This is a genomic window from Amycolatopsis sp. NPDC005961 (assembly GCF_040629235.1).
Classification (GTDB): Bacteria; Actinomycetota; Actinomycetes; order Mycobacteriales; family Pseudonocardiaceae; genus Amycolatopsis; species Amycolatopsis camponoti.
Genome location: NZ_JBEXVF010000031.1, coordinates 1 through 22,708, shown reverse-complemented (window position 1 = coordinate 22,708; position 22,708 = coordinate 1). Strand labels below are relative to the sequence as shown.

The following is a 22,708-nucleotide window of genomic DNA, read 5'->3' as shown; positions in this document are numbered from 1 at the left end:
ATGACCTCTCGGTGAGACAAAAACGACCTTCGCTATCACACGGGGTGAATAAATTAGCACGTAGTGTTAAACGAAGGCCAGTATTCCGCCGACGGCCCGCCCCACGGAAAACCCGCGGATCAGAGCGTGAGGAACTCTCCCGGTTTCGTCACCACGGGTGACTCGACGTAGAGGCCGCGGTACTCGTCCTGGATCCCGGAGTTGTGCACCTGCAGCGCGAGCGGCCCGACGCGCCCGGCGGTCTTGTCGGTGAACCGCAGCACTTCGACGCCCTTGCAGGTCACGGCCGTCCCGGTGAGCGGGCAGCAGGCCATCCGGGCGATGCCGGTGGTCATGTCCCCGATCAGCTCGCACTGGGCCCACTTCTTGATGTCGATCGTGGTGTGCGACAACTGCTTGAACAGTTTGCCGCCACCGTCGTTGTGGCCGGGCCGGTAGTCCCAGTGGCCGCCGTTCGGCGGCTGGAACTGGATGGCGCTCAGCGCGTCGCGGATCGGGTCGGTGGTGCCCCAGATCAGCACGGTCGGTTTGTGGTTGCCCTTGACCTGCCGGACATTGAATATCCACCGAAACGTGCCGACCTGAGATTTGTTGTAGTACAACCAGCCGCGCGCGGTGCCATTACCGTGGATGACGCCGTTCTTCGCCGACCACAAGCCGGGTTTCGACGATGTCCAGGCGCTCAGATCGGTCCCGTCGAACATCGGCACCAGGTTCGGGTCGCCGTAGGGGTTTTCGGCGGCCGCCGCGGCCGGCGCCAGCGCCGAACCCACGACGATCCCCGCGGCCAGCACACCAAGGAGTTTGCGGAACATCCTGCCGTCCTCTCGTGAACGCGAACTGCGGTCGAGGTGTCGGACGGCGGGTTTCACGCTACGAACCGGACGGGTGGAGCGTCAACCTCGATCCCGCTGATCGGTCAAGAACGGGGTCAGCAGACCGGGAACGGCCCGGTCGGCGAGCGCGAGCCCGTCGGCCTCGCCGACGTCGAGCACGCGGTAGTGGCCCTTGCCCGCGGCGACCGGCGCGATGATCGTGACCAGCCCGGCGCGGCGCTGGAAGTACGAGCGTTCGACGACGATCCCCGTCATGCCGTCGCAGCGGACCGCCGCGGTGCCGCGGTCCAGCGAACCCGAGCGCGTCACCAGGTAGCGGCCGGTGAAGGCGTGCCCGAGGCCGCGGTAGCGGTCCCAGCCGACCAGCGCGGCGACCGGCACGAGCACGAGCGCGACCTGCCACGGCCAGTCCGGCAGCGCGCCGAGCCACGCGAGGCCGTACAACGCGGCAGCGAGCAGCAGCACGCTGACGACGGCCCGGGAGAGCCGCCGGTACAGCGCCCGGCGCGGGTGAGGCGTCAGCGGCGTCGCGACCGGGTCCTCGCCGAGCACCTCCGCGACGACCTCGTGCGCTTTCGCGAGCGGCGCGGGTGGGAGCAGCAGCCCGCCGCTCTTGTCCGCGCCCTTGCCCTCGCGCAGGCCACCGGCGATGGCGACGCAGCGGGCGCCACCGGCCAGCCGCAGCGGCAGCGGCTCGCGGATCTCCACGCCCCGCAGGCGGTCCTCCTCGATCGACACCGAGCGCGTCGTGATCAGGCCGCGCCGGATGTGCAGCGTGCCCGCCGGTTCGCGGGTGAGCCGGAAGTTCCAGAACGACAGCACGTACCCGCCGATCGACAGCAGCGAGACGAGCACCAGCAGTCCCGCGGCGGCCAGCACCAGGCTCACCCATGTCGGAGTGTCGGCGAAGTGCCCGACGACCGTCTGGACCAGCGAGAACTGGATCGGGTCGAAGTGCAGTTCGTGCGCGAAGTGGTAGACGGTGCCGACGGCGGCGCCGACCACCGCGATGCCCGAGAGCGTGAACGGCGCGTACCGCAGCCACTTCTTGTCGACCGCGGCCACCAGCTGCTCCGGCGGCGGGGAGGCCTCTTCGGAGGGGGTAGCAGCCTTACGGCGTAAGAGCAGCGTCCGCAGCCGCTGGGCTTCCGCGATCGTGACGGCGTCGAGGACCAGCTCGTCCTTGCCCGGCCCCTTGCCGCCGGAGTGCCGCCCGGTGCCGATCCGCGCCGCGGCCAGCGAGAACAGCCGGTGCTTCGGCTCGGAGGTGACGTCGACCGTGCGGATCCGGTCGCGGGGCACGGCCCGCTGCTTGCGCAGCAGCAGCCCGGTGTGCCACTCCACCTGCGTCTCGGTGATCCGGTACCGCGAGGTCAGCACGTGCGAGACGCCGGTGAACACGGCGATCGCGGTGAAGACCAGGCCGATCCACTGCCACGGCTCGCCGCGGCCGACGAGCAGCGCGCCCAGCAGCACCGGCAGCGACCGCACCAGGTCCAGCACCGGCCGGATGAGCAGCATGCGCCGGTCGAGGCGGTGCCACGGCGCCTCCGGCGTGCCCTCGGCGGGCGGGGTCACGACGACTTCGGGGCTGCTCACGTCGCGTCTCCCCGGACCGCCTGCGTCGTCTTCGTGAGCTCGTCGGCCAGCTCCAGCGCGCGGCCGTGCGCCAGGCCCGCGATGCGCAGCGGGCCGGCCGCGGACGCCGTCGTCACGGTGATCTTCGCCAGCCCGAAGAGCTGCTCGAAGGGGTCGCGCTCGATGTCGACGGTCTGGATCCGCGACACCGGGGCGATCCGCCACTCCTGCTTCAGCCAGCCGGCCTGCGTGTAGACGGCCTCGCCGGTGACCTCCCAGCGGTGCACGCGGTAGCGCCACCGCGGCATCACGATCAGGTGCAGCGGCGCGAGCACGCACGAGATCACCAGCGTGACGTCGAGGAACGCCGGCGGATCGTCGCTGGTCACGACGATGACGGTCTGCACCCCGATCAGCACGATCCAGAGGAGCGCGGCGGTTGCCGCCCAGTAGCCGATGGCCCGGCGGCTGACCTGGTGCGCGGGCGGCCGCAGCCGCGGCGCCACTGTATTCGTGCTGTGTTCGCTCACAGGTCAAGCGTGCCCGATCGGCGCCTTGCGTGCCCACGACAAGTGTCACGATGCCGATCCGGTCCGGTCCCGGGTCGCATGCCGTTACGATCGGCCACACCGTCGGAGGAATGGATTCGCCGCCGGGGTGTGTTGTGCTTGAAGGATTGGCATGCAGGAGAGCAGGAGGATCCGGTGGGACTCGATCCCGACGACCTGTACGAGGTGGACTCGGACGTCCCCGACCTGACCGGGGCGGTGCTGATGCACCACTTCGAAGGGTTCATGGACGCCGGCTCGGCGGGCCGTCTGCTGGCCGAGCACCTGCTCGGCGGCGAGCACCGGGTGATCGCGCGCTTCGACGTGGACCGGCTCATCGACTACCGCTCGCGGCGGCCGACGATGACCTACGCCGTGGACCACTGGGAGGACTACGACGCGCCGGAACTGGTCGTCCACCTGCTCCACGACGCCGACGACACGCCGTTCCTGCTGCTGTCCGGCCCGGAGCCGGACCACGACTGGGAGCGGTTCTGCCGCGCCGTCCGGAACCTGGTCGAGCGCTGGGGCGTCCGGCTCACGGCCGGCTTCCACGGCATCCCGATGGGCGCGCCGCACACCCGCCCGCTCGGGGTCACCGCGCACGCGACCCGCAAGGACCTGGTCGGCGAGCACCAGCCGCTGCCGAACCGGCTGCAGGTGCCGGGCAGCCTGGCCGCGCTGCTGGAGTACCGGCTCGGCGAGTGGGGCCACGACGCCGTCGGGTTCGCCGCACACGTGCCGCACTACCTGGCGCAGTCGACGTACCCGGCCTCGTCGCTGGTCGTGCTCGACGCGCTAGGCCGCTCGACCGGGCTGAGCCTGGCCGAGGGCGAGCTGCGTGCGGCGGCGGAGCTGGCCGACGCCGAGATCAACCGCCAGGTCGCCGAGTCCGACGAGGTCGCCGACGTCGTCCGCGCACTCGAGCGGCAGTACGACACGTTCATCGAAGCGTCCGAGCGGGGTTCGCTGCTCGCGGAGTCGGTCGAGCACATGCCGACCGCGGAGGAGCTGGGGTCCCAGTTCGAGCGGTTCCTGGCCGAGCAGAACGGCGGCGACGGACCCGAGCGCTGATGACGCGCTACGACGAGATCGGCATCGGCTACGCGCGGGGGAGACGCACCGACCCGCGCTGGCTGACGCCGGTGCTCGACGCGCTCGGCCCCGCTGCTTCCGTGCTCGACGTCGGCTCCGGGACGGGGTCCTACGAGCCGCCCGGCCGCCAGGTCGTCGCGGTGGAACCGTCGGCGGAGATGATCCGGCAGCGGGCTCCGGGTGCCGCGCCGGTCGTGCGTGCGATCGCGGAGGCGCTGCCGTTCGCCGACGGTGCGTTCGACGCGGCGCTGGCGGTGCTGACCGTGCACCACTGGCGGGACTGGCGACGGGGTCTCGCCGAGCTTCGCCGGGTCGCGCGCCGTCAGGTGGTCCTCGCCTACGACACCGCGCTGCACAACGACTTCTGGCTCGTGCGGGAGTACGTGCCGGAGGTCGCTTCGCTGGAGTCGTCCCGGCCGTCGGCGCCGGAGATCGCGGCCTTCCTCGGCGCGTCCTCGGTGATCGGGCTGCCGGTGCCGTGGGACTTCACCGACGGCGTCTTCCCGGCTCACTGGCGCCGCCCGGAGGCGTACCTGGACCCGGCGGTGCGGCGATCGTGCTCGGCGCTCGCGCAGACGTCGCCCGCGGCCGTCGAGCGCGGGATCGCCCGGCTGCGAGTCGACCTGGAATCGGGACGCTGGCACGCCGACCACACGGAGCTGCTGGACCGGACGGAGTGGGACGCGGGGTTCCGGCTCATCCTGACCTGAGCCGAGGTACCGTCCCGAGATGAACGACACGAAAAACCGTTCACCCGTAACGAAAATCCTGCGGCGCACCCTGGGTAACCTGCTGCACCAGGCTGCCGCGAAAGTGCACGATCCGTACACCGATCAGCTGAACCGGATGGCCACCGAGCTCCGTGAGGAGATCGTCCGTCAGGGTGACCGAGTCCTCGATCGGGTGGTGGAGTTCGAGATCCGCAGCCGGCGTGACATCGTCTACGCCGGCGACCAGGACGCCGCGCTGGAGAGCAACGTCTTCGCCCGCGAGAACCTCGTCGGCGCCCGGCACTTCGGCCGTCCGAAGGAGACACTCGAGTACGCGCTTTCCCTGGCGCCGCAAGGCGGGATGGCGCTCGAGTTCGGCGTCGCGTCCGGCAATACGCTGCGGACGATCGCCCGTGCCCGGGGCGGCCGGGAGGTCTACGGCTTCGATTCCTTCGACGGGCTGCCCGAGGCATGGCTCAACGGCATGCCCGCCGGCGCCTTCGCCCGCGACGACCTGCCGGACGTCCCCGGCGCCGAACTGGTCGTCGGCTTGTTCTCCGACAGCCTCCCGGGCTTTCTCGAGACGCACGAAAAGCCCGTCGACTTCCTGCACGTCGACGGCGATCTCTACAGCTCCGCGAAGACCGTGCTCGACCTGTGCGGGCCGCGGCTGCGCGCGGGCAGCATCGTGCACTTCGACGAGTTCTTCAACTTCCCCGGCTGGAAGCGGCACGAGTACCGCGCCTGGACGGAGTACGTCGAGCGCACCGGCGTCGAGTTCGACTATGTCGCCTACACCTACAGCGACAACCAGGTGACGGTGAAGATCACGAAGCCGTAGGCGGCCCGTCGGGAATCTCGCGCAGCTCCAGCGTGCCGACTTCGGCCCACGGATGCCGGGACGCGACCTCGAGCGCCGTCGAGCGGTCCGCGCACTCGAGGATGTTGTAGCCGCCGACCTGCTCCTTGGTCTCGGCGAACGGGCCGTCGGTCAGCAGCACTTCGCCGTCGCGGACCCGGATCGTCTTCGCCTCGGCCGGCGGGTGCAGGCCCGTGCCGCCCTGCCGGACGCCGCGCCGTTCGGCCTCGGCGGCCCATGCGTGGCAGCGCCGGGCCATCTCGGGGCCGGCCGCCGCGGCCGCGGACTCGTCACCGCACAGCAGGAGCAGGTATCGCACGGCGCCAGCATGCCACGCGGGCTCAGCCGTGGCAGCCACCTTCGTTCAGCGGGCCGAACGACGGCAGGAGCAGCCCGCACAGGTAGCCGTCGACCCACCGGCCGTTCCCGGTGAGGTTGGTGCCGAGCCGGACCAGCGGCGCGAACCCCCGGATGCCGGCGGCGAGCGAGTCCTGGTTGCGCTGCAGCATCGACGTCAGCTGGTCGAGCTGGGTGAGCAGCGGGCCGACCTGCGCGTCGTTGTCGCCGATCAGCCCGGACAGCTCGGTGGCGAGCCGGCGCGAGCCGTCGAGCAGGGAGCTGATCGCCTGTTCACGGTCGTTAACCTCGGCGAGCAGCTGGTTCCCGTCGGCCAAGATCCGCTGCACGGCGGCATCGCGGTCGACGAGCGTCTGCGAGACGACCCGCGTGTTGCCCAGCAGGGTGGCGAGCTGCTGGTCGCGGGAGGCGAGTGTGTCCGACAGCCGCGACAGTCCGGTGAGCGCGGCCCGGACGCTCTGCGGCGTGTTCGCGAGCGTCGCCGACAGCGTGTCGAAGCTCTTCGCCAGCCGGGTGGTGTCGATGCTGTCCACAGTGGACGAAAGCTCGCCGAAGGCCGTCAGTACGTCGTAAGGCACGGTCGTGCGCGACCGCGGGATCGGCTGTCCCGGGTCGAGCGTCCCCTCGCCCCGCGGGTCCAGCGCGAGGTACTTCTGGCCGAGCACGGTCTTGAGCCGGATCGCCGCGCCCGACGCGTCGCCGAGCCACGCGCCCTTGACCCGGAAGGAAACCAGCACGCGGTCGCCGCGCAGCCGGACGTCCGAAACGCGGCCGACCTCGACGCCGGCGATGCGGACGTCGTTGCCCTCGAACAGCCCGGCCGCCTCGCTGAACTCGGCGGCGTAGGTGGTGCCGTCGCCGATGACCGGCAGGGAGCGTGCGTTGAGCGCCGTGAGCACGCCCAGGGCCAGGACGGTCAGGCCGATGAGCGCCGTCCTGACCGGGACGTCGGCGGCCCGACGTATTGACATGGCGTCAAGAGTGACGTACGCCACGCCGGGTCGCCAGCCGAGTCCCCCGATGAGACGAAGATCGTCGCCTCACGCGGACGTGAGCGCGGGGTACTCACGATATTCCAGCGCGTTGGCCGCGCGATCGGTCATCCAGGTGAACACCTTGCCGAACACCCGGGTGCTCAGCATCCGGTAGGCGCGGTTGCGGCTGCGGATCTTCGCGGCGGTGCGCGGGGCAAGGAAGTTGCCCGAGCCCTTGCCGTTCTTCTGCCCGACGGTGGCCGGCTTGCGGAGGCGCTCCTCGTACTTGGCGTACGCCGTAAGGTGGTCGCCGCCGGCCGCCGCGAGTTCGCCGGCCAGCACCTGCGCGCCCATCATGGCGAGCCCGGTGCCGGACCCGCCGGGGCCGGCGCACCAGGCGGCGTCGCCGAGCAGCACGACCCGGCCCTTCGACCAGCGGTCGAGGTGGATCTGGCTGATCGAGTCGACGTACAGGTCGTCCGCTCCCGGCAGTGCCTCGAGCAGCTTCGGCGTCTCCCAGCCGGTGTCCGCGAAGAGCTGGGCGACCAGGGCGCGCTGCTCGTCGGGGGTACGACGGCGGAACTCGACGCCGTCGGCGGCGAAGACCAGGCTGACGTGCAGCCGGTCCGGGAGCCGGTGGCTGCCGACGGTCAGGCCGCGGCCGGGTTCGTTGTACATCACGCTGGTGTGGTCGAGGCCGAGGTGGTTCGGCGCGGTGAACCCGGCGATGCCGAAGCCGAGGTCGCGCCGGAAGTCCGGCTCGGGCCCGAAGGCGGCGGCCCGCACCCCGGAGTGCACGCCGTCGGCCCCGACGACGAGGTTGAACCGCCGCGGCGCGCCGTGCCGGAAGGTGACGTCGACGCCGTCGGTGGTCTCGGTGAGGCTCGTGACGCGATCGCCGAAGACGTACTCGGTGTAGTCCTTGGTGTGGTCGTGAAGGATCCGCGCGAGGTCGCCGCGGAGGATCTCGACCTCCCCGCTCCAGGCGGCGCCGGCCACGGTGAGCCGGGGCCGCGCGTCGAGGCCGAGCACGGTCTGGTCGCCCATGGCGGTCTCGAGCCGCCGGACGTCGTCGAAGATGCCCATGGCCTTCAGGAGCTTCACCTGCTCGCCCCGGAAGTCGACGGCCTGCCCGCCGGGCCGCAGGGCGGGCGCGGTCTCGACGACGGTCACGCGGTAGCCCTGGCGGTGCAGCCAGTAGGCCGCGGACGGGCCGGCGATGCTGGCCCCGGACACGAGCACGGTCTTGGCGGTCATCGGAAGTTCCTCTCGGAGTCGTTGCTTGACGACCCCAAGCTGCCCGGCCGCGCTGACGGTCCGCGCACGATCCGCTGACCGTTCGGCCGGTGGTGTCCGGTTCGAGTGGCTAGCATGACGCGCGTGGACCGCTCCGCCGAAGACCGGATCCCGCAGGACGGCGAGGAAGCCGCCGTCGAGGCGCGCATCCTCAGCGCCGCCGCGCACCTCATCGCCGACGAGGGGTTCGGCCGGCTGAAGATCGGGGCCGTCTGTGCCCGCTCCGGCTACGCGCGGTCGGTCATCTTCCAGCACTTCGGCGACAAGGACGGCCTCGGGAAGCGGCTGGTCGAGTACGCCGTCGAGGAGTTCACCAACTCCTACAGCGAGGCCGTCGCGGCCCGGACCGGCTCGGCCACCGCGACGCCGATGGACCTGCTGCGCGCGCTGGTCGACATCATCTTCGAGCTGATCCGCACGATGCCGACGCTCAACCAGGCCTTCCTGGCCCTCTGGGGCGACGCGGCGGCCGAGTACTCGGCCCTGCGCGGCGCGCTGACCGAGGCCGACCGCCGGTTCCGGTTCGCCATCGCCCAGACCCTGGCCAGCGGCGTCGCGGACGGGTCCATCACCGGCGTCCGCGACGCGGACGCGTACGCGTCGGCGATGCTGGCACAGCTGCGCGGGATCTCGATGCAGGCCTTGATCGACCCCGACGGCATCGACCTGCGCGGCGTCCGCACCGAGCTGGAGCGCGGCATCGACCGGCTCGCGGCCGGCTTCCGCGGCAGCCTTTAGAGCGCGAACACGATTCCGCGCAGCACGATCACCCCGATGAAGACCAGCGTGAACGCGAGGTCGAGCGAGATCCCGCCGATCCGCACCGGCCGTACGACCCGCCGCACCGGCCCGATGACCGGCTCGGTGGCCGAGTAGGCGAGACTCCGCGCCCGCCGCGTCCACGGCGGGCTGTCGGCCAGCATCCCCACCCAGTCCAGCACCATCCGCGCGATCAGCACGAGCAGGTACAGGCTCAGCGCTAAGCCGAGCAGCGTCCCTAGTGCACCCATGGTTCCTCCTTGTCCCCCTGACAACGTCCGGAGGTGCCCCGCGGTGCCGGATCCGTCCGGTTCACAGGTTTTCGACAGGATCGCCCGCCCAGCGGCTGATGGCGAACCGGCTGCCGTCGCGCCGCACCTCGGCGGCGCCGGGACCGGCGAAGTGGGCCGGGACGACGAGCTCGTGCTCGTCCGCGGCGCGCTCGAGGACGCGGCGCCGGGTGACGGCCGCCTGCTGTTCGTCTTCGCAGAAACAGCTGCTGTGCCGGGGTTCGAGAATTTGGACGGGGCTGTGCAGCAGGTCGCCGACGAACACGGCGCGGTCCCCGCCCGAGGCCAGGCGCACGACGGACGAGCCGGGCGTGTGGCCGGGCGCGGGTTCGAGCGTCAGGTTGCGGTCGATGCGGTGGTTTCCCTCCCACAGCACGGCTTTGCCGAGCACCGGCGCGACGCTGTCGGCGTAGACGAGCAGGCTGCCTTCGCGGCGCAGCCGGTCGTGCTCGGTGCGCGGGGCAGGGCGCCGGTGGGCGTTGCGCGGGTCGAAGTACGTCTGGTCGGCGCGGGGGATCAGGTAGGTGGCGTTGGGGAAGGCCGGAACCCATTCGCCGTTGCGCCGCAAGGTGTTCCAGCCGACGTGGTCGTAGTGGATGTGGGTGTTGACGACGACGTCGACGTCTTCGGGCCGGACACCGGCGCCGGCGAGCCGGTCGAGGAAATCCGTCGCGAGGTGGTCGAAGAGCGGGATCTGCGGGCGGTTCCGGTCGTTGCCGACACCGGTGTCGACGAGGACGACGCGTCCTTCGCTGCGCAGCACCCAGGTCTGGACCGTGCCGCGGTAGCCCCCGGTCTCCGGGTTCCAGTGGTCGGGCGCGAGCCAGTCCGCGTTGTCCTGCCAGAGCTCGGGCGGGCTGGGGACGATGGTCCGCGCGGGGGCGATCTCGCCCTGCCACTCGAGGACCTTCACGACTTCGACGTCACCGATGTGCATGTCTCCACTCTGCAGCTCATCAATGAGCATTCCAATGCTTCAATCACTCATTTTGATGCGCGAACGTCTTATAGTGGTGCTGTGGACCTGTTGAGTGACGCGATCGCGGCGGTCCGGATCGGGCAGCCGACGTCGAACCGGCTGCGCGCCGGCGCCGAGTGGTGTTACGGCTTCGCGCCGTACGAGGGCGCGGGCTTCCACGTGCTGCTGCGCGGCACCGGCTGGCTGATCCCGTCCGACGGCGAGCCGGTGGCCTTGGGTGCGGGCGACGCGGTCCTGGTCCCGCACGGCAGCGCGCACACGCTGTCGTCGCGGCCGGACGCGTCGGGTGCGGTGCCGTTCGAGACGGCGGTGCCCGAGCCGGACGGCCGCACGGAGTTCCTGTGCGGCAAGTACCGCTTGTCCCGCGCGCGCCGCCATCCCGTGCTGGCGAGCCTGCCGGAGGTGGTGCACATCCCCGCCCGGGTCGGCGGTTCTCCGGAGCTGCGGTCGGCGATCGACCTGCTCGGCGCGGAGGTGACGTCTTCCCGGCCGGGCTCGGCCACGGTCCTGACGGGACTGCTGGATCTGTTGCTGGTCTACCTGATCCGCGTGTGGCTGGCGGGAAACCCGGGTGAGAGCTGGCCCCAGGCGTTGCGCGACCCGGCGATCGCGGCGGCGCTGGCAGCGTTGCACGAGAACCCCGAGGCGCCGTGGCGAATCGAGGACCTGGCGGCCAAGGCAGGCCTGTCCCGCGCGACGCTCGCCCGCAGGTTCACCGCGTTGACCGGCCGGTCGCCGATGGCGTACCTGACGTGGTGGCGCCTCACGACGGCGGCGGGACTGTTGCAGGACACGGATCTTCCCCTGCCGTCGATCGCGTCGAAGGTCGGCTATGGCTCGCCTTTCGCGTTCTCGCACGCGTTCAAGCGTGAGTTCGGTGCCGCGCCGGGAAGCTACCGGCTGGGGTCCCGATCATGAAGCCGGTCTCCGCCGCTGATCTCGACGCGGCCATCGCCAGCCTGGCCGGGGGTTTGCGCCCGGCGGCGTCGAAGGACTGGACGACCGCGGCGGGCACGGGCGACCTGGACGCCTGGCACACGGCGGAGCACATCGGCGACTGCTTGCTGTCGTACGCGGCTCAGCTCGTCTCACGCCGTCCGAGCGGGTACCTGCCTTTCCTGGCTTCGTTGGCGAAGGATGCGTCATCGGCCGACGCGCTGGAGTTCGCGTTGGCGGGCAGCGCAATCCTCGCGGCGGTGGTCCGGACGTCCCCGCCGGAGGCCCGCGCGTACCACCCGACGGGCACGGCGGACCCGGGTGGCTTCGCGGCAATGGGCTGCGCGGAGGTCTTGGTCCACGGGGAAGACGTGGCCCGTGGCCTCGACTTGGCACTGGATCCGCCACGCGAGGTCTGCGCGCGGACGGTGGCCCGGCTGTTCCCGCACCTGGGCGACGTCTCGGACCTGGATCCGTGGACGGCGTTGTTGTGGGCTATGGATCGGGTAGAGGTCCCGGGCCGCGCGAAGCAGGCAGGGTGGCGTTGGCGCGGGGCCCCGCCGGAAGAGTGAGCCGCACCTGGGCCGCGGCCGCGGGGATTTCTACCGCTCGTCGTCTTCGTTCGCGTGACCGGCGGGCACGGTCCGAGATCCGGGTGCGGGCAACTCGGCGAGCTGGGTCAGCGCGCCGGCGTCGGAGGTGCTGTGCTGGGCCAGTTCGGTGAAGAAGTGCGCCACGTGCGCGGTCTCGAGGTGGGCCCGGAACGCGTCGGTGTCGGCGTAGATCTCGTAGAGGTGAAAGGTTCCGGGGTCACCGATGTCCCGGAACGACCGGAATTCCACGCAGCCGGGCTCGCGCCGCACCGCGGTGGTGAGCACCGCGATGGCGGCGGCGAGCCGGTCTTCGTGGCCGGGGATCGCCCGGACGACGGCGATCATCGGCCGCTCGCCGGGCGGGAGGTCGTCGCCGACCTCGGGCGTGAACCGCCGGTCGGTCACGGGACCACCACCGTGGTCCCGGGCAGAACCAGGCGGACGTCGATCTCCGGGGCGAGCCGGGCGACCGCGTCGGCGTAGTGCCGGGGGTCCCGGTCGCCCTTGGTGATCATCTGGTCGCCCAGGCGGCCGCTGTGGAAGGCGTAGTGGTGCGGCACGGCCATCGCCGGCTTCAGCGCGGCGGTCAGCCCGGCTGCTTCCTCGGCGTCCATGACCACCTGCGCGAGGTTCATCGGCCGGATGCACAGGCCGTTCGTCGGCAGGATGGCCAGGTCGACGGGGCCGAACCGGTCCGGGATGGTGTCGAGCTCCGGGACGCGCAGCGAGTCGCCGCCGAAGAAGACGGTGCGGCCCCCGGACTGGAGGACGAAGGTGACTTCGTGGACGCCGTGCTTGCCCGGGGTGGCGGTCACGGTGAGGTCGCCGACCGTGGCGGCTTCCCAGGCCTCGACGACGCGGACGTCGCGGAAACCCTTGTCCCGCGCGATTTTCGCGACCGTGCCGGGGCCGATCAGCGGGGTGGTGAGGTCGAAGCCGCCGGTGACGAGGGCGTCGAGGTCGCAGTGGTCGTAGTGCTCGTGGCTGATGACGACCGCGTCGAGACGGCCGAGGGCTTCGACGGCCGAGCTGACCGGTTCGCCCTGGTAGTAGGTCGCGGCCTGGGTGAACCACGGGTCGGTCAGGACGCGGATCCCGCCGATCTCGATCAGCTGGCAGGCGTGCCCGATCCGGGTCACGGTCAACGAGGTGCTCATGCTGGTTCTCCTGGAGGTCAGTTGCCGAGGTCGAGCAGTGCGCCCAGCAGTTCTTCGGGTGTCTCGACCTGGGGCAGGTGGCCGGTGCGGGGAAGCAGGGTGAACGTCGCGAGCGGGATCGCGGCAGCGTAGGCCTTCCCGTATTCGGGGTCGACGATGCCGTCGCTTTCGCCCCAGAGCACGTGGACCGGGATGTCGATGGCGCCGAGCCGGTCGGCGAGCGTCGGGTCGGCCATGGCCGGGCCCGTGTAGCCGATCAGGGCCAGGACGTCCGGGCTGGGCCCGGTGCCGCCGCCCGGCGGGACGGGCGCCTTGCTCGGGTCGTGGAAGGAGTGCGCGCGCAGCTCGGCGGGGGAGAGGCCGCTGACGTCGGTCAGCGGGTGGCCGTCGACCTCGATGCCGACCCCGTCGATGATCACGGCGCCGCTGACCCGCGGGCTTTTCCGCAGGGCGATCTCGGCGGCCAGCCAGCCGCCGAAGGAGTTGCCGATCACGGTGACGCCGGTGAGGTCGAGCTCCTCCAGCAGCGCGACGTACGCCTGCGCCAGTTCGGCGACGCCGGTCAGGCTGTCGTCCTTCGGGGTGCCGCCGAAACCGGGGTGGGTCGGCAGCAGCACCCGGGAGTGCGTGCGCTCGGCGAGCAGATCGGCGAAGCCGGCCATCGTGGCGACGCCACCGCCGCCGTGCAGGAGCAGGAACGGCCGGGTGCGGTCGCGGTCCTGAAGGGTCACCTCGACCGTGCCGACGGTGTGGGTTTCGGTGCGGGTGGGCCGGAGTGAGCCGGCCGTGGGGAGAGTCGCCATGGGTCCTTCTCGGTCGTGGACTCGCTACCTAAGGAACCTTATATAAGGTTCCTTAGATAAGCAAGCTGTCTCCGGCCGGTTAGGGTGTACGCATGAAGTACCGCCCCGGTGATGTCTCGTTGGCTGTGAAGCGCCTGCAGTACCGCCACCACCGCGCGCTGAGCCGCGCCCTGGCGCCGCTGGGGCTGTCGCTCGTGCAGTGGGACACGCTGCGCCACCTGCACCGCGAGCCGGACGCGTCACTGCACGACCTGGCGGTGCTGACGTTCCAGACCGACCAGTCCTTCGGTTCGCTGGCCGCGCGGATGGCCGAGCGGGGCCTGATCGAACGGGTGCCGGGCCCGGGCCGGGCGGTGCGGCACCGGCTCACCGAAGAGGGTGCGCGCCTGCGCGCCGAGGGGCAGAGCCTGGTGGACGCCGTCGCCGAGTCCTCGTTTCGCGACCTGTCGGGCGCGCAGCTCGACCAGCTGGGCGAGCTGCTGGATCGCGCCCTCGGTCCCGACCCGACGGTTTGAGGGGGGCGGACCGCTTGTCGTGGGAGAACGGCGGGCGAGACGGTGGCTGTCCCGCTTTCGGCGATAGGCCGCCGAGCGGGTGCGGATAGATCTTTGGCCGCAAGTCGTCGGCCGGGGAGTGCGTCGCGGACCTGCTGCCGTGGGCACGAATCGGGTGCGGACGGAGTGGTCGAAGAACCGCTGGGAGTGTGAAAACGGAAATGGGAAGCGGTTTCCCGCTTCAAAAGAGGTGCCCTCGGCAGGATTCGAACCTGCGACACCTGCCTCCGGAGGGCAGTGCTCTATCCCCTGAGCTACGAGGGCCCATCGCTGGGCGACTCCAAAAGCTTAGCGCATCCTCCGGACCCCTCGCGGGCAGGTGGCCCCAGTAAAAGATCCGCTGGTCAGAGCTATAAAAGTTGATCCTTTCGCCGGGACGTCGCTAGCGTGGGAAGCCCGCTTGAAGGAGCCGAGATGGTCAAGCCGTTCCAGGTCTCTCTCGATGAAGCCGATGTCGCCGACCTGCGGGAGCGGCTTCGGCGGACTCGGTGGCCGGAGGCCGAGACCGTCGGGGACTGGTCGCAGGGTGTTCCGCTCGCCTATGTCCAGGAGCTCTGCCGGGACTGGGGTGAGGAGTACGACTTCGGGTTCGCCGCCCGGCTCAACGCCTTCCCGCAGTTCCGGGCCGAGGTCGACGGGGTCGGGCTGCACTTCGTGCACCTGCGGTCGCCGGAACCGGATGCGCTGCCGCTCGTGCTGTCGCACGGGTGGCCCGGGTCCGTTCTCGAGTTCCTCGATGTCTTCGGTCCGCTCGCCGATCCCGCGAAGCACGGCGGGGATCCCGCCGATGCCTTCCACGTCGTCGCTCCGTCGCTGCCCGGGTTCGGGTGGAGCGACAAGCCCGCCTTGAAGATCGCGCGGGTTGCCGAACTCTTCGACCGGCTCATGCAGGAGCTCGGGTACGACCGCTACGGCGCCCAGGGCGGCGACTGGGGTGCCGCCATCACGAACGCCCTCGCGCGGTCCGGGCGGGTCGCCGGGGTGCACGTCAACTTCGCGCCCGTGCGGATGACGCAGGACGATCCGACGCCCGGGGAGCGGCGGGCCCTCGCCGACCTCGAAGAGTTCCGGCGTTCCGGGGCCGGCTACTCCGCCCAGCAGGGGACCCGGCCGCAGACGCTCGGTTACGGCCTCACCGACTCGCCCGCCGGCCAGGCCGCCTGGATCGTCGAGAAGTTCTGGGCCTGGACCGACAACAAGGGCCACCCGGAGGACGCCGTCGACCGGCAGAAGATCCTCGACGACATCTCGGCCTACTGGTTCACCGCGACGGCGGCGTCGTCGGCGCGGATGTACTGGGAGAACAACGACCGGGACTTGTCCACTGTGGACGTTCCGGCCGGGGTTTCGGTGTTTCCCAAGGAGATCATGCGGCCCTCGCGGCGGCAGGCCGAGCAGCGCTACCCGGATCTGCGGTGGTTCGAGGAGCTGCCCGTCGGCGGGCACTTCGCCGCGCTGGAGCAGCCCGGGCTGTTCGTCGAGCAGGTCCGCGGGTTCTTCCGGCTGGTGCGCTAGGCGAGCCAGCCGGTCGTCAGGCGCTGGACGGCCGAGCCGTCGAGGTCGGCGAACTTGAGCCCGACGAACTCCTCGGCCTGCTTCGACGTCTGGATGCGGAAAGCCGGTGCGTCGGCCGTCATCGCGTCCAGGATCACCGCGGCGACCTCGTCGGCCGTCTGGGCGCCCTCGAACGAGTTCGTGACGTTCGCGATGTACTTCCCCAGGGACTCCGCGTAGGGGCCGGCGTCGGCGAAGAGCTGTTCTCCGACGCCGATGTTGTTCACGAACTCCGTCGCGACCGCGCCCGGCTCGACGACGCACACCGTGACGCCCTGGGCCGCGGCGACCGGCGCGAGGGACTCCATCAAGCCTTCGACGGCGAACTTCGCCGCGCAGTAGGCCTCGTTGAACGGCTGGCCGACCGCGCCGCCGATGCTGGTCACCGTGATCACGCGGCCGCCGCTCGCGCGCAACGCCGGCAGCGCGGCCTTCGTCGTCTCGACGACGCCGAAGAAGTTGACCTCCATGGTCTCGCGCACCGCCGAAACCGGCTCCTGCTCGAGCGTGCCGACGTGCCCCGCGCCGGCGTTGTTCACCAGCACGTCGAGCCGGCCGTAGTCGGCGAGGACGCCCTCGAACGCCGTGCGGACGGACGCGGGATCGGTCACGTCGAGCGCGCGGATGTCCAGGTCCAGGTCGCCGGCCTCGCGACGCAGGCGGTCGGCGCGCGCGGGGTCGCGCAGCGTGGCGACGGTCCGGAAGCCCGCGCGGGCCGCCCGGACCGCGGTGGCGAGGCCGATCCCGGTGGACGTGCCGGTGATCAGGGCGACGCGGTCGTTGCTCATCTGAGGACCTCGATGTGATTCAGGGGGATGATGATTAATGTAGTGAACTAAAATGACTATAGGCATGGATGGTTCATGTAGTCAACTATCGGCTTACACTCGGCGGATGAGCGCTGACCCGATCACCGACGACGTCGTCGCCCTGCTCGCGCGGATCGTCGACCGGTTCGTCGGCTCCTACGAGTCCGCGGCGGCCGCGCAGGGGCTGACGACGGTGCAGGCCAAGGTGCTCGAAGCGCTCGGAGAGCCGCTGCCGATGCACCGGATCGCCGAGAAGCTGAACTCCGAGCGCTCGAACGTGACGGGGATCATCGACCGCCTCGAAGCGCGCGGCCTCGTCGAGCGCCGGTCCGACGAGCGCGACCGGCGGATCAAGAACATCGTGGCCACGCCCGCGGGAGCCGTGCTGGCGCGCGACTTCCGGCGCTCGCTGGGGTTCGCGGCCGAACCGCTCGCCGCGCTGGGCCCGGACGATCGCGTGCACCTGCGTGACCTGCTGCGGCGGATGGTCGACGTCGAAGCGTGACCGGTCCGCCGATTGGGAAACCCCGCCTGGTGGATTGGACGCCGCGAGCCCGGGGAGTAGCTTTCGGACGGGTGAACTTAGGGTTCCCTCTGTTGCACATATGCGCATCTGACTATATGTTTGGCCCCGACGGTGAACCGCGAACGGAGGCGTAATGGGACACGGCCACGGGCACGGCCAAGCGGTCGCGCCGGCGAGCGCGTCGGGCCGGTACGTGCGGAGCCTGACCATCGCCCTGTGCATCGGCTTCGGCTTCATGGTGCTCGAGTTCATCGTCGGCTTCACGACCGGCTCGCTGGCCCTGATCTCCGACGCGGCGCACATGTTCACCGACGTCCTCGGCGTCGGGATGGCACTCGCCGCGATCATCCTGGCGCGGCGCACGGGCCCCACGGTCAGCCGCACGTTCGGGCTCTACCGCGCCGAAGTGCTGGCCGCGCTGGCCAACGCGGTCCTGCTGTTCGGCGTCGCGGGGTACGTCCTCGTCGAGGCCGTCGGCCGGATCGGCGACCCGCCCGCGGTGCCCGGCCTGCCGGTGCTGCTGGCCGCCACGGCCGGTCTCGCGGCCAACCTCGTGTCGTTCGCCGTGCTGCGCTCGGGCGCGAAGGAAAGCCTCAACGTCCGCGGCGCCTACCTCGAGGTGCTGGCCGACCTGATCGGCTCGGTCGGCGTGCTGATCAGCGGCGCGCTGACGCTGCTGACGGGCTGGCGCTACGCCGACCCGATCATCGGCGTCGCGATCGGGCTGTTCGTGCTGCCCCGCACGTGGACGCTGGCCCGCCGCGCACTGCGCATCCTGTTCCAGCACGCGCCCCAGGGCGTCGACGTCGGCGCGATCAACGCCGAGCTGGCCGCGCTCCCGGGAGTGGCGGACGTGCACGACCTGCACGTGTGGACGCTGACGTCGGGCATGGAGGTCGCCTCGGCGCACCTGACGCTGGCGCCGCCCGCCCAGCAGTCGGACGTGCTGCTGGACGCGCAGAACCTGCTGTCTTCGCGGTACGCGATCGAGCACGCGACGCTGCAGGTGGAGGCACCGCACTGCGCCCGGCGGTGCCAGGAGCTCAGCTGGTAGCTAAGGCAGCGGCTGCGCGCCCCGGCCCGAAAGCATCAGCTTCATCTGATCCATCTCCGCACCTTGCGACGTAAGAATGCTGCGGACCAGCGCCTGCAGCGCCGGCATCGAGGAGTGCGACGCCGCGTACTGGGCCATCGCCGTGCCGCCCTGGTGGTGGCGGAGCATCAGCTGGAGGAAGTACACGTCCAGCTCCTTGCCCGACAGCGAGCGCAGCTTGGCCAGCTCCGCCTCGGTCGCCATGCCCGGCATCAGGGCACCGGCACCCGGGTTGACCGAGGACGTGCCCATCGCCATGCCGTCGTGGCCCGCCATCGGCTCGGTCATCCACTTCATCGGCGCGCCGATGGCCTGCTCCGGCTGGTCCCACAGCATGAGCCAGCCCTTCATCCGGCCGACCTGCTCGAGCTGCGTGCGCTCGATGTCGAAGGCGAGCTGGCGGATCTCCGGGTCGGTCGAGTGGTCGCGCGCCCAGCCGGCCATCGTGACGGCCTGCAGGTGGTGCGTCGACATGTCCTGGGAGAAACCGACCTCGACCGACCCCACCGCCGGAGTGGCGGCGGCGGGGTCGTCGTCGATGGTGCGGGTGAGGAACATCCCCGCCGTCGCGCCGATGAGCAGCACCGCGAGCAGCGTCCCGCCGATGATCACCCAGCGGGACCAGGTCGGCTGCTCGGGGGCGTCGGTCTCGACGTCGGCTTCGGTGCTCACTTGGTGGGCGTCGCCGAAGGCGCCGGGGCGCCGGTCGAAGGAGCGGGCTGCTGCTGGCCCATGCCGCCGGTCTGGTCGGCCTGCGCACCCGTGCTGCCCTTGTAGTCCATCGCCTTGGCGTCCGGGCCCGGCTTCGACGGGTCGAACGGCGGCGGGTTGTCCGGGTCGAACTGGCCGGGGCCGAGGGCGTCACAGGAGGCGCCGACCTCTGGGTAGACGCCGTTCGGGTTGCTGCGCAGCGCGGCGATGAACTCGTCGATCCGGGCGTCGTCGGCGGCGTCCAGCTTCAGCTGGTGGCCCCAGGACTGCAGCGAGATCGGCTTGTCGAGGCCCGGGTAGGGCGACAGCATCGTGTACGGCTTGCCTTCGGCGCGGACCTTCAGCAGGTTCAGCGCGTCCCCGGTGATCTGCTGCGGGTTGTAGGCGATCCAGACGGCGCCGTGCTCCAGCGCGTGGACCATGTTCTCGGTCCGGACGGCGTTCGGGTACACCGTGCCGGTGCAGGTGGCCCAGTAACCGTCGTGCGGGCCGCCGAACGGCGGGGTCTTGTCGTAGGCGACGCGCTCGGTCGGGAGCACGTGCACGCTGCCGGTGTAGGTGGCCGTCACCACGCCGGGGATGCGCTTGGAGGGGTCCGGGTCGGACGCCGTCGGCGCGAACGACGCGGCCGCGGCTTCGCGGTCCTTCTGCTCACGCTTCGGCGCGGACGCCACCATGTAGTAGGTGATCACGGCGCCGGCCAGTGCGACGATGGCCACGACGGCGATGATCGTGCCCCACGGCGTGCCCTTCTTGCTCACCACGGAACCGCGGGCCGCCTTCACCGCCGACCCCTTTTTCCGAGTTGTCCCGTTCGCCATGGCTCCCGCGTTCTCCCTCTGGTGGCTGCGGACGGATTCCCGCCCCGGCCAGTGTAGAGACCGGCCGTCTGATCACCGTTAACGCCTCACGTGGATGCCCGCCGTGACGTGGCCGAGACCGATGCGAGCGCCCCACCAGGGCACACCTAGAATTCGACGAGTGACTCCCGCCGCTCTCGCCGACCTGGTCCGCAGCTCCGCCGTGCAGGTGCTCGCCGCACGCGGCATCGACGACGCCGTGCTGCCGGAGCAGGTGACCATCGAACGCCCGCGCAACCCCGACCACGGCGACTACGCGACGAACCTGGCCCTGCAGGTGGCCAAGAAGGCCGGGCTGAAGCCGCGCGAGTTCGCCGAAGCGCTCGCCGAAGCGGTCTCCGCGGACGACGGCGTCGCCTCGGCCGAGGTCGCCGGCCCCGGCTTCCTCAACTTCCGGCTCGCCGCGGCCGCGCAGGGCGACATCGTCCGCCAGGTGCTCGAGGCCGGCGCCGCGTTCGGCCGCGGGGACGCGCTGGCCGGCACGAAGATCAACCTCGAGTTCGTCTCGGCGAACCCGACCGGCCCGATCCACCTGGGCGGCACCCGCTGGGCCGCGGTCGGCGACGCGCTGGGCCGGGTGCTGGGCGCGCAGGGCGGCGAGGTCACCCGCGAGTACTACTTCAACGACGCCGGCACCCAGATCGACCGGTTCGTCCGGTCCCTGATCGCCGCCGCGAAGGGCGAGCCCGCGCCGGAGGACGGCTATGCGGGCGGGTACATCAACGACATCGCCGCCGAGGTCATCAAGGCCGAGCCGAGCGCGCTCTCGCTGCCGGAGGAGCAGCGGCACGAGACGTTCCGCCGGATCGGCATCAACCTGATGTTCACCGAGATCAAGCAGAGCCTGCACGAGTTCGGCACCGACTTCGACGTCTACTTCCACGAGAACTCGCTGCACGAGTCCGGCGCGGTCGACGCCGCCGTCCAGCAGCTGAAGGACTCCGGGAACCTGTACTTCGAAGACGGCGCCTGGTGGCTGAAGTCGTCGGAGTACGGCGACGACAAGGACCGCGTCGTCATCAAGCAGGACGGCAACCCGGCCTACATCGCCGGCGACCTGGCCTACTTCAAGGACAAGCGCAACCGTGGCTTCGACCTGTGCATCTACATGCTCGGCGCGGACCACCACGGCTACATCGCCCGGCTCAAGGCCGCGGCCGCCGCGTTCGGCGACGACCCGGCGACGGTCGAGGTGCTGATCGGCCAGATGGTCAACCTGGTCAGCGACGGCAAGCCGGTGCGGATGTCCAAGCGCGCGGGCACCGTGATCACCATGGAGGACCTCGTCGAGGCCGTCGGCGTCGACCCGGCCCGCTACGAGCTGATCCGCTACTCCGTGGACTCCACTTTGGACGTCGATCTGGACTTGCTGCGCAAGCACTCCAACGACAACCCCGTCTACTACGTCCAGTACGCGCACGCGCGGCTGGCGTCCCTGCAGCGCAACGCGGCCGACCTCGGCATCAAATCCACTTCGGACGTCGACTTCGGACTCCTGACGCTGCCCGCCGAGGGCGACCTGATCCGCACCATCGGCGAGTTCCCGGAAACCGTGCGTCGCGCCGCCGAAATGCGGGAGCCGCACCGGATCGCGCGCTACCTCGAAGAACTCGCGGGCGCTTACCACAAGTTCTACACCGTGGGCCGGGTGCTGCCCATGGGCGACGAGGAGGCGACCCCTCTGACGTACGCCCGCCTCGCGCTGTGCGAGTCCGCCCGCCAGGTCCTGGCGAACGGCCTCGCGCTCCTCGGTGTCTCCGCTCCGGAACGGATGTAAGAAATGGCTCACCCCGCGGGCCCCAGGCACGCCGACGTCTACCCCCACGCCGACACCTCCGGGCTCCAGCCGTCGGGGGCCGAGGAGCTCGACAAGCTCCCCGCGAAGGTGTGGCCCCGCAACACCTTCCGCGCCGCCGACGGCGTCGTCCGGATCGCCGGGGTCGACGTCCGCGAGCTCGCCGAGAAGCACGGCACGCCCCTGTTCGTGGTCGACGAGGCCGACTTCAAGTCCCGCTGCGCCGACTACGCCGAGGCGTTCGACGACCCGACGCTCGTGCACTACGCGTCGAAGGCGTTCCTGTCCATCGAGATCGCCCGCTGGGTGGCCGAGCAGGGACTGAGCCTCGACGTCTGCAGCGGCGGCGAGCTCGCCGTGGCGCAGCGCGCGGACTTCCCGGTCGAGCGGATCACCTTCCACGGCAACAACAAGTCGCCCGCGGAGCTCGAGGCCGCGGTTGTCGCCGGGGTGGGCACGATCGTGCTCGACTCGTACTTCGAGATCGCCCGGCTGGCCGACATCGCCGCGCGCCACGACGTCGTGCAGGCGGTGCTCATCCGGGTCACCGTCGGCGTCGAAGCGCACACCCACGAGTTCATCGCGACCGCCCACGAGGACCAGAAGTTCGGGTTCTCGCTGGCCGGGGGCGACGCCGCGGAGGCGGTGCGCCGGGTGCTCAACGCGCGCTCGCTCAAGCTCGTCGGCCTGCACAGCCACATCGGCTCGCAGATCTTCGACGCCGACGGCTTCGAGGTCGCCGCCCGCCGCGTCGTCGGGCTGCTCGCCGACCTCGCGAAGGAGCACGGCCCCGAGCTGCTCGACCAGCTGATCCTGGTCGACCTCGGCGGTGGCTTCGGCATCGCCTACACCGAGAAGGACAACCCGCCGCCGCCGGCGCAGATGATCACGCAGATCCGCGAGATCGTCCGCAAGGAGTGCGCGTACGCGGGCCTGCCGGTGCCGCGCATCGCCGGCGAGCCGGGCCGCGCCATCGCCGGTCCCGGCACGGTCACGCTGTACGAAGTCGGCACCATCAAGGACGTCTCGCTCGGCG

26 protein-coding genes and 1 tRNA gene are annotated in these 22,708 nt (G+C 70.9%); 12 read left to right on the top strand and 15 right to left on the bottom strand.

From position 1 onward, the window contains the following. Nucleotides 1–119: 119 nt before the first annotated feature. From ABZ342_RS25985 to ABZ342_RS25975, 3 genes are all read right to left on the bottom strand, one after another. Nucleotides 120–815, bottom strand: coding sequence for a family 16 glycoside hydrolase (locus ABZ342_RS25985; protein WP_360477857.1), 696 nt, complete (start codon nt 813–815; stop codon nt 120–122). Nucleotides 816–896: 81 nt separating this feature from the next. Continuing rightward, nucleotides 897–2,357, bottom strand: a complete 1,461-nt coding sequence (locus ABZ342_RS25980) for a PH domain-containing protein (protein WP_360478019.1) — start codon at nt 2,355–2,357, stop codon at nt 897–899. A 74-nt stretch (nt 2,358–2,431) separates the two neighbouring features. Beyond that, on the bottom strand, nt 2,432–2,944 hold the full coding sequence (locus ABZ342_RS25975) for a PH domain-containing protein (protein ID WP_360477854.1): 513 nt from the start codon (nt 2,942–2,944) through the stop codon (nt 2,432–2,434). Nucleotides 2,945–3,118: 174 nt separating this feature from the next. Here ABZ342_RS25975 and ABZ342_RS25970 point away from each other — a divergent pair, with 174 nt between their 5' ends. From ABZ342_RS25970 to ABZ342_RS25960, 3 genes are read left to right on the top strand one after another with little or no spacing between them, the layout of a single operon-like run. Further along, complete coding sequence (locus ABZ342_RS25970) at nt 3,119–4,036, top strand: PAC2 family protein (protein WP_155541233.1); 918 nt, start codon at nt 3,119–3,121, stop codon at nt 4,034–4,036. Further along, a complete protein-coding gene (locus ABZ342_RS25965) occupies nt 4,036–4,767 on the top strand; it encodes a class I SAM-dependent methyltransferase (protein ID WP_360477851.1) in 732 nt (243 codons plus the stop codon). The genes ABZ342_RS25970 and ABZ342_RS25965 overlap by 1 nt, the downstream gene beginning before the upstream one ends. A 19-nt stretch (nt 4,768–4,786) precedes the next feature. Next, the gene (locus ABZ342_RS25960; protein WP_360477848.1) at nt 4,787–5,608 is read left to right on the top strand and encodes a class I SAM-dependent methyltransferase; all 822 of its coding nucleotides are present in this window, start codon (nt 4,787–4,789) and stop codon (nt 5,606–5,608) included. On the opposite strand, the gene ABZ342_RS25955 is transcribed toward ABZ342_RS25960, so the two are convergent. The 3 genes from ABZ342_RS25955 to ABZ342_RS25945 all read right to left on the bottom strand — a co-directional run bounded on the left by ABZ342_RS25955 (nt 5,595) and on the right by ABZ342_RS25945 (nt 8,214). After that, nucleotides 5,595–5,945 (bottom strand): YciI family protein, encoded by a 351-nt coding sequence (locus ABZ342_RS25955; protein ID WP_360477845.1) that lies wholly within the window; start codon nt 5,943–5,945, stop codon nt 5,595–5,597. The two genes, ABZ342_RS25960 and ABZ342_RS25955, sit on opposite strands and share 14 nt — an antisense overlap. Nucleotides 5,946–5,967: 22 nt before the next feature. Continuing rightward, nucleotides 5,968–6,954 (bottom strand): MCE family protein, encoded by a 987-nt coding sequence (locus ABZ342_RS25950; protein WP_360477842.1) that lies wholly within the window; start codon nt 6,952–6,954, stop codon nt 5,968–5,970. Nucleotides 6,955–7,023: 69 nt separating this feature from the next. Continuing rightward, the gene (locus ABZ342_RS25945) at nt 7,024–8,214 is read right to left on the bottom strand and encodes an FAD-dependent monooxygenase (protein WP_360477840.1); all 1,191 of its coding nucleotides are present in this window, start codon (nt 8,212–8,214) and stop codon (nt 7,024–7,026) included. 114 nt (nt 8,215–8,328) lie between these two features. Between ABZ342_RS25945 and ABZ342_RS25940 the strand changes: the two genes are divergently transcribed. Then, on the top strand, nt 8,329–8,991 hold the full coding sequence (locus tag ABZ342_RS25940) for a TetR/AcrR family transcriptional regulator (protein WP_155541238.1): 663 nt from the start codon (nt 8,329–8,331) through the stop codon (nt 8,989–8,991). On the opposite strand, the gene ABZ342_RS25935 is transcribed toward ABZ342_RS25940, so the two are convergent. Next, nucleotides 8,988–9,263 carry a YggT family protein gene (locus ABZ342_RS25935; RefSeq protein ID WP_360477836.1) on the bottom strand — a complete coding sequence of 92 codons (276 nt, stop codon included), beginning with the start codon at nt 9,261–9,263 and terminating at the stop codon, nt 8,988–8,990. The genes ABZ342_RS25940 and ABZ342_RS25935 overlap by 4 nt on opposite strands. Nucleotides 9,264–9,324: 61 nt before the next feature. Next, a complete protein-coding gene (locus tag ABZ342_RS25930; protein ID WP_360477833.1) occupies nt 9,325–10,239 on the bottom strand; it encodes an MBL fold metallo-hydrolase in 915 nt (304 codons plus the stop codon). A gap of 81 nt (nt 10,240–10,320) precedes the next feature. On the opposite strand from ABZ342_RS25930, the gene ABZ342_RS25925 reads away from it, so the two are divergent. Next, nucleotides 10,321–11,199: an AraC family transcriptional regulator gene (locus ABZ342_RS25925; protein ID WP_360477830.1), complete on the top strand. Its 879-nt coding sequence runs from the start codon at nt 10,321–10,323 to the stop codon at nt 11,197–11,199. Continuing rightward, a complete protein-coding gene (locus tag ABZ342_RS25920) occupies nt 11,196–11,789 on the top strand; it encodes a hypothetical protein (RefSeq protein WP_360477827.1) in 594 nt (197 codons plus the stop codon). The genes ABZ342_RS25925 and ABZ342_RS25920 overlap by 4 nt, the downstream gene beginning before the upstream one ends. A gap of 30 nt (nt 11,790–11,819) precedes the next feature. Here the strand turns inward: ABZ342_RS25920 and ABZ342_RS25915 are convergent, their stop codons facing one another. From ABZ342_RS25915 to ABZ342_RS25905, 3 genes are read right to left on the bottom strand one after another with little or no spacing between them, the layout of a single operon-like run. Beyond that, on the bottom strand, nt 11,820–12,215 hold the full coding sequence (locus tag ABZ342_RS25915) for a putative quinol monooxygenase (protein ID WP_360477824.1): 396 nt from the start codon (nt 12,213–12,215) through the stop codon (nt 11,820–11,822). Further along, entirely contained in the window at nt 12,212–12,967 is a 756-nt protein-coding gene (locus ABZ342_RS25910; RefSeq protein WP_360477821.1) for an MBL fold metallo-hydrolase, read from the bottom strand. Before ABZ342_RS25910 ends, ABZ342_RS25915 begins: the two co-directional genes overlap by 4 nt. Before the next feature lie 17 nt (nt 12,968–12,984). Continuing rightward, nucleotides 12,985–13,770 (bottom strand): alpha/beta hydrolase, encoded by a 786-nt coding sequence (locus ABZ342_RS25905; protein ID WP_360477818.1) that lies wholly within the window; start codon nt 13,768–13,770, stop codon nt 12,985–12,987. A gap of 92 nt (nt 13,771–13,862) precedes the next feature. Between ABZ342_RS25905 and ABZ342_RS25900 the strand changes: the two genes are divergently transcribed. Beyond that, on the top strand, nt 13,863–14,285 hold the full coding sequence (locus tag ABZ342_RS25900) for a MarR family winged helix-turn-helix transcriptional regulator (protein ID WP_155541245.1): 423 nt from the start codon (nt 13,863–13,865) through the stop codon (nt 14,283–14,285). Between the two features lie 230 nt (nt 14,286–14,515). Here the strand turns inward: ABZ342_RS25900 and ABZ342_RS25895 are convergent. Beyond that, a tRNA-Arg gene (locus ABZ342_RS25895) sits at nt 14,516–14,588 on the bottom strand. A 150-nt stretch (nt 14,589–14,738) separates the two neighbouring features. Here ABZ342_RS25895 and ABZ342_RS25890 point away from each other — a divergent pair. Continuing rightward, nucleotides 14,739–15,839, top strand: a complete 1,101-nt coding sequence (locus tag ABZ342_RS25890; RefSeq protein WP_360477815.1) for an epoxide hydrolase family protein — start codon at nt 14,739–14,741, stop codon at nt 15,837–15,839. Here ABZ342_RS25890 and ABZ342_RS25885 read toward each other — a convergent pair. Beyond that, a complete protein-coding gene (locus ABZ342_RS25885; RefSeq protein WP_360477812.1) occupies nt 15,836–16,666 on the bottom strand; it encodes an SDR family oxidoreductase in 831 nt (276 codons plus the stop codon). The genes ABZ342_RS25890 and ABZ342_RS25885 overlap by 4 nt on opposite strands. 106 nt (nt 16,667–16,772) lie before the next feature. Between ABZ342_RS25885 and ABZ342_RS25880 the strand changes: the two genes are divergently transcribed. Together ABZ342_RS25880 and ABZ342_RS25875 are read left to right on the top strand one after the other, a co-directional pair. After that, nucleotides 16,773–17,192 carry a MarR family transcriptional regulator gene (locus tag ABZ342_RS25880; protein ID WP_155541248.1) on the top strand — a complete coding sequence of 140 codons (420 nt, stop codon included), beginning with the start codon at nt 16,773–16,775 and terminating at the stop codon, nt 17,190–17,192. 154 nt (nt 17,193–17,346) lie between these two features. After that, a complete protein-coding gene (locus ABZ342_RS25875) occupies nt 17,347–18,267 on the top strand; it encodes a cation diffusion facilitator family transporter (protein WP_155541249.1) in 921 nt (306 codons plus the stop codon). On the opposite strand, the gene ABZ342_RS25870 is transcribed toward ABZ342_RS25875, so the two are convergent. Together ABZ342_RS25870 and ABZ342_RS25865 are read right to left on the bottom strand one after the other, a co-directional pair. After that, nucleotides 18,268–18,978, bottom strand: a complete 711-nt coding sequence (locus ABZ342_RS25870) for a DUF305 domain-containing protein (protein WP_360477807.1) — start codon at nt 18,976–18,978, stop codon at nt 18,268–18,270. Beyond that, entirely contained in the window at nt 18,975–19,802 is an 828-nt protein-coding gene (locus ABZ342_RS25865) for a DUF3105 domain-containing protein (protein WP_360477804.1), read from the bottom strand. The genes ABZ342_RS25870 and ABZ342_RS25865 overlap by 4 nt, the downstream gene beginning before the upstream one ends. A gap of 196 nt (nt 19,803–19,998) precedes the next feature. On the opposite strand from ABZ342_RS25865, the gene argS reads away from it, so the two are divergent. Together argS and lysA are read left to right on the top strand one after the other, a co-directional pair. Further along, entirely contained in the window at nt 19,999–21,654 is a 1,656-nt protein-coding gene (gene argS / locus ABZ342_RS25860) for an arginine--tRNA ligase (RefSeq protein WP_360477801.1), read from the top strand. Nucleotides 21,655–21,657: 3 nt separating this feature from the next. Then, nucleotides 21,658–22,708, top strand: a 1,051-nt coding sequence (gene lysA, locus ABZ342_RS25855) for a diaminopimelate decarboxylase (protein WP_360477798.1), incomplete at its 3' end; no start/stop codon positions are given.

Coding starts and splice junctions, on each gene's coding strand:
- ABZ342_RS25930 (WP_360477833.1), bottom strand. CDS start 10,239: ATGCACATCGGTGACGTCGAAGTCGTGAAGGTCCTCGAGTGGCAGGGC.
- ABZ342_RS25965 (WP_360477851.1), top strand. CDS start 4,036: ATGACGCGCTACGACGAGATCGGCATCGGCTACGCGCGGGGGAGACGC.
- ABZ342_RS25945 (WP_360477840.1), bottom strand. CDS start 8,214: ATGACCGCCAAGACCGTGCTCGTGTCCGGGGCCAGCATCGCCGGCCCG.
- ABZ342_RS25905 (WP_360477818.1), bottom strand. CDS start 13,770: ATGGCGACTCTCCCCACGGCCGGCTCACTCCGGCCCACCCGCACCGAA.
- ABZ342_RS25875 (WP_155541249.1), top strand. CDS start 17,347: ATGGGACACGGCCACGGGCACGGCCAAGCGGTCGCGCCGGCGAGCGCG.
- ABZ342_RS25985 (WP_360477857.1), bottom strand. CDS start 815: ATGTTCCGCAAACTCCTTGGTGTGCTGGCCGCGGGGATCGTCGTGGGT.
- ABZ342_RS25880 (WP_155541248.1), top strand. CDS start 16,773: ATGAGCGCTGACCCGATCACCGACGACGTCGTCGCCCTGCTCGCGCGG.
- ABZ342_RS25940 (WP_155541238.1), top strand. CDS start 8,329: ATGACGCGCGTGGACCGCTCCGCCGAAGACCGGATCCCGCAGGACGGC.
- ABZ342_RS25890 (WP_360477815.1), top strand. CDS start 14,739: ATGGTCAAGCCGTTCCAGGTCTCTCTCGATGAAGCCGATGTCGCCGAC.
- ABZ342_RS25950 (WP_360477842.1), bottom strand. CDS start 6,954: ATGTCAATACGTCGGGCCGCCGACGTCCCGGTCAGGACGGCGCTCATC.
- ABZ342_RS25910 (WP_360477821.1), bottom strand. CDS start 12,967: ATGAGCACCTCGTTGACCGTGACCCGGATCGGGCACGCCTGCCAGCTG.
- ABZ342_RS25885 (WP_360477812.1), bottom strand. CDS start 16,666: ATGAGCAACGACCGCGTCGCCCTGATCACCGGCACGTCCACCGGGATC.
- ABZ342_RS25960 (WP_360477848.1), top strand. CDS start 4,787: ATGAACGACACGAAAAACCGTTCACCCGTAACGAAAATCCTGCGGCGC.
- ABZ342_RS25920 (WP_360477827.1), top strand. CDS start 11,196: ATGAAGCCGGTCTCCGCCGCTGATCTCGACGCGGCCATCGCCAGCCTG.
- ABZ342_RS25935 (WP_360477836.1), bottom strand. CDS start 9,263: ATGGGTGCACTAGGGACGCTGCTCGGCTTAGCGCTGAGCCTGTACCTG.
- ABZ342_RS25900 (WP_155541245.1), top strand. CDS start 13,863: ATGAAGTACCGCCCCGGTGATGTCTCGTTGGCTGTGAAGCGCCTGCAG.
- ABZ342_RS25980 (WP_360478019.1), bottom strand. CDS start 2,357: ATGCTGCTCATCCGGCCGGTGCTGGACCTGGTGCGGTCGCTGCCGGTG.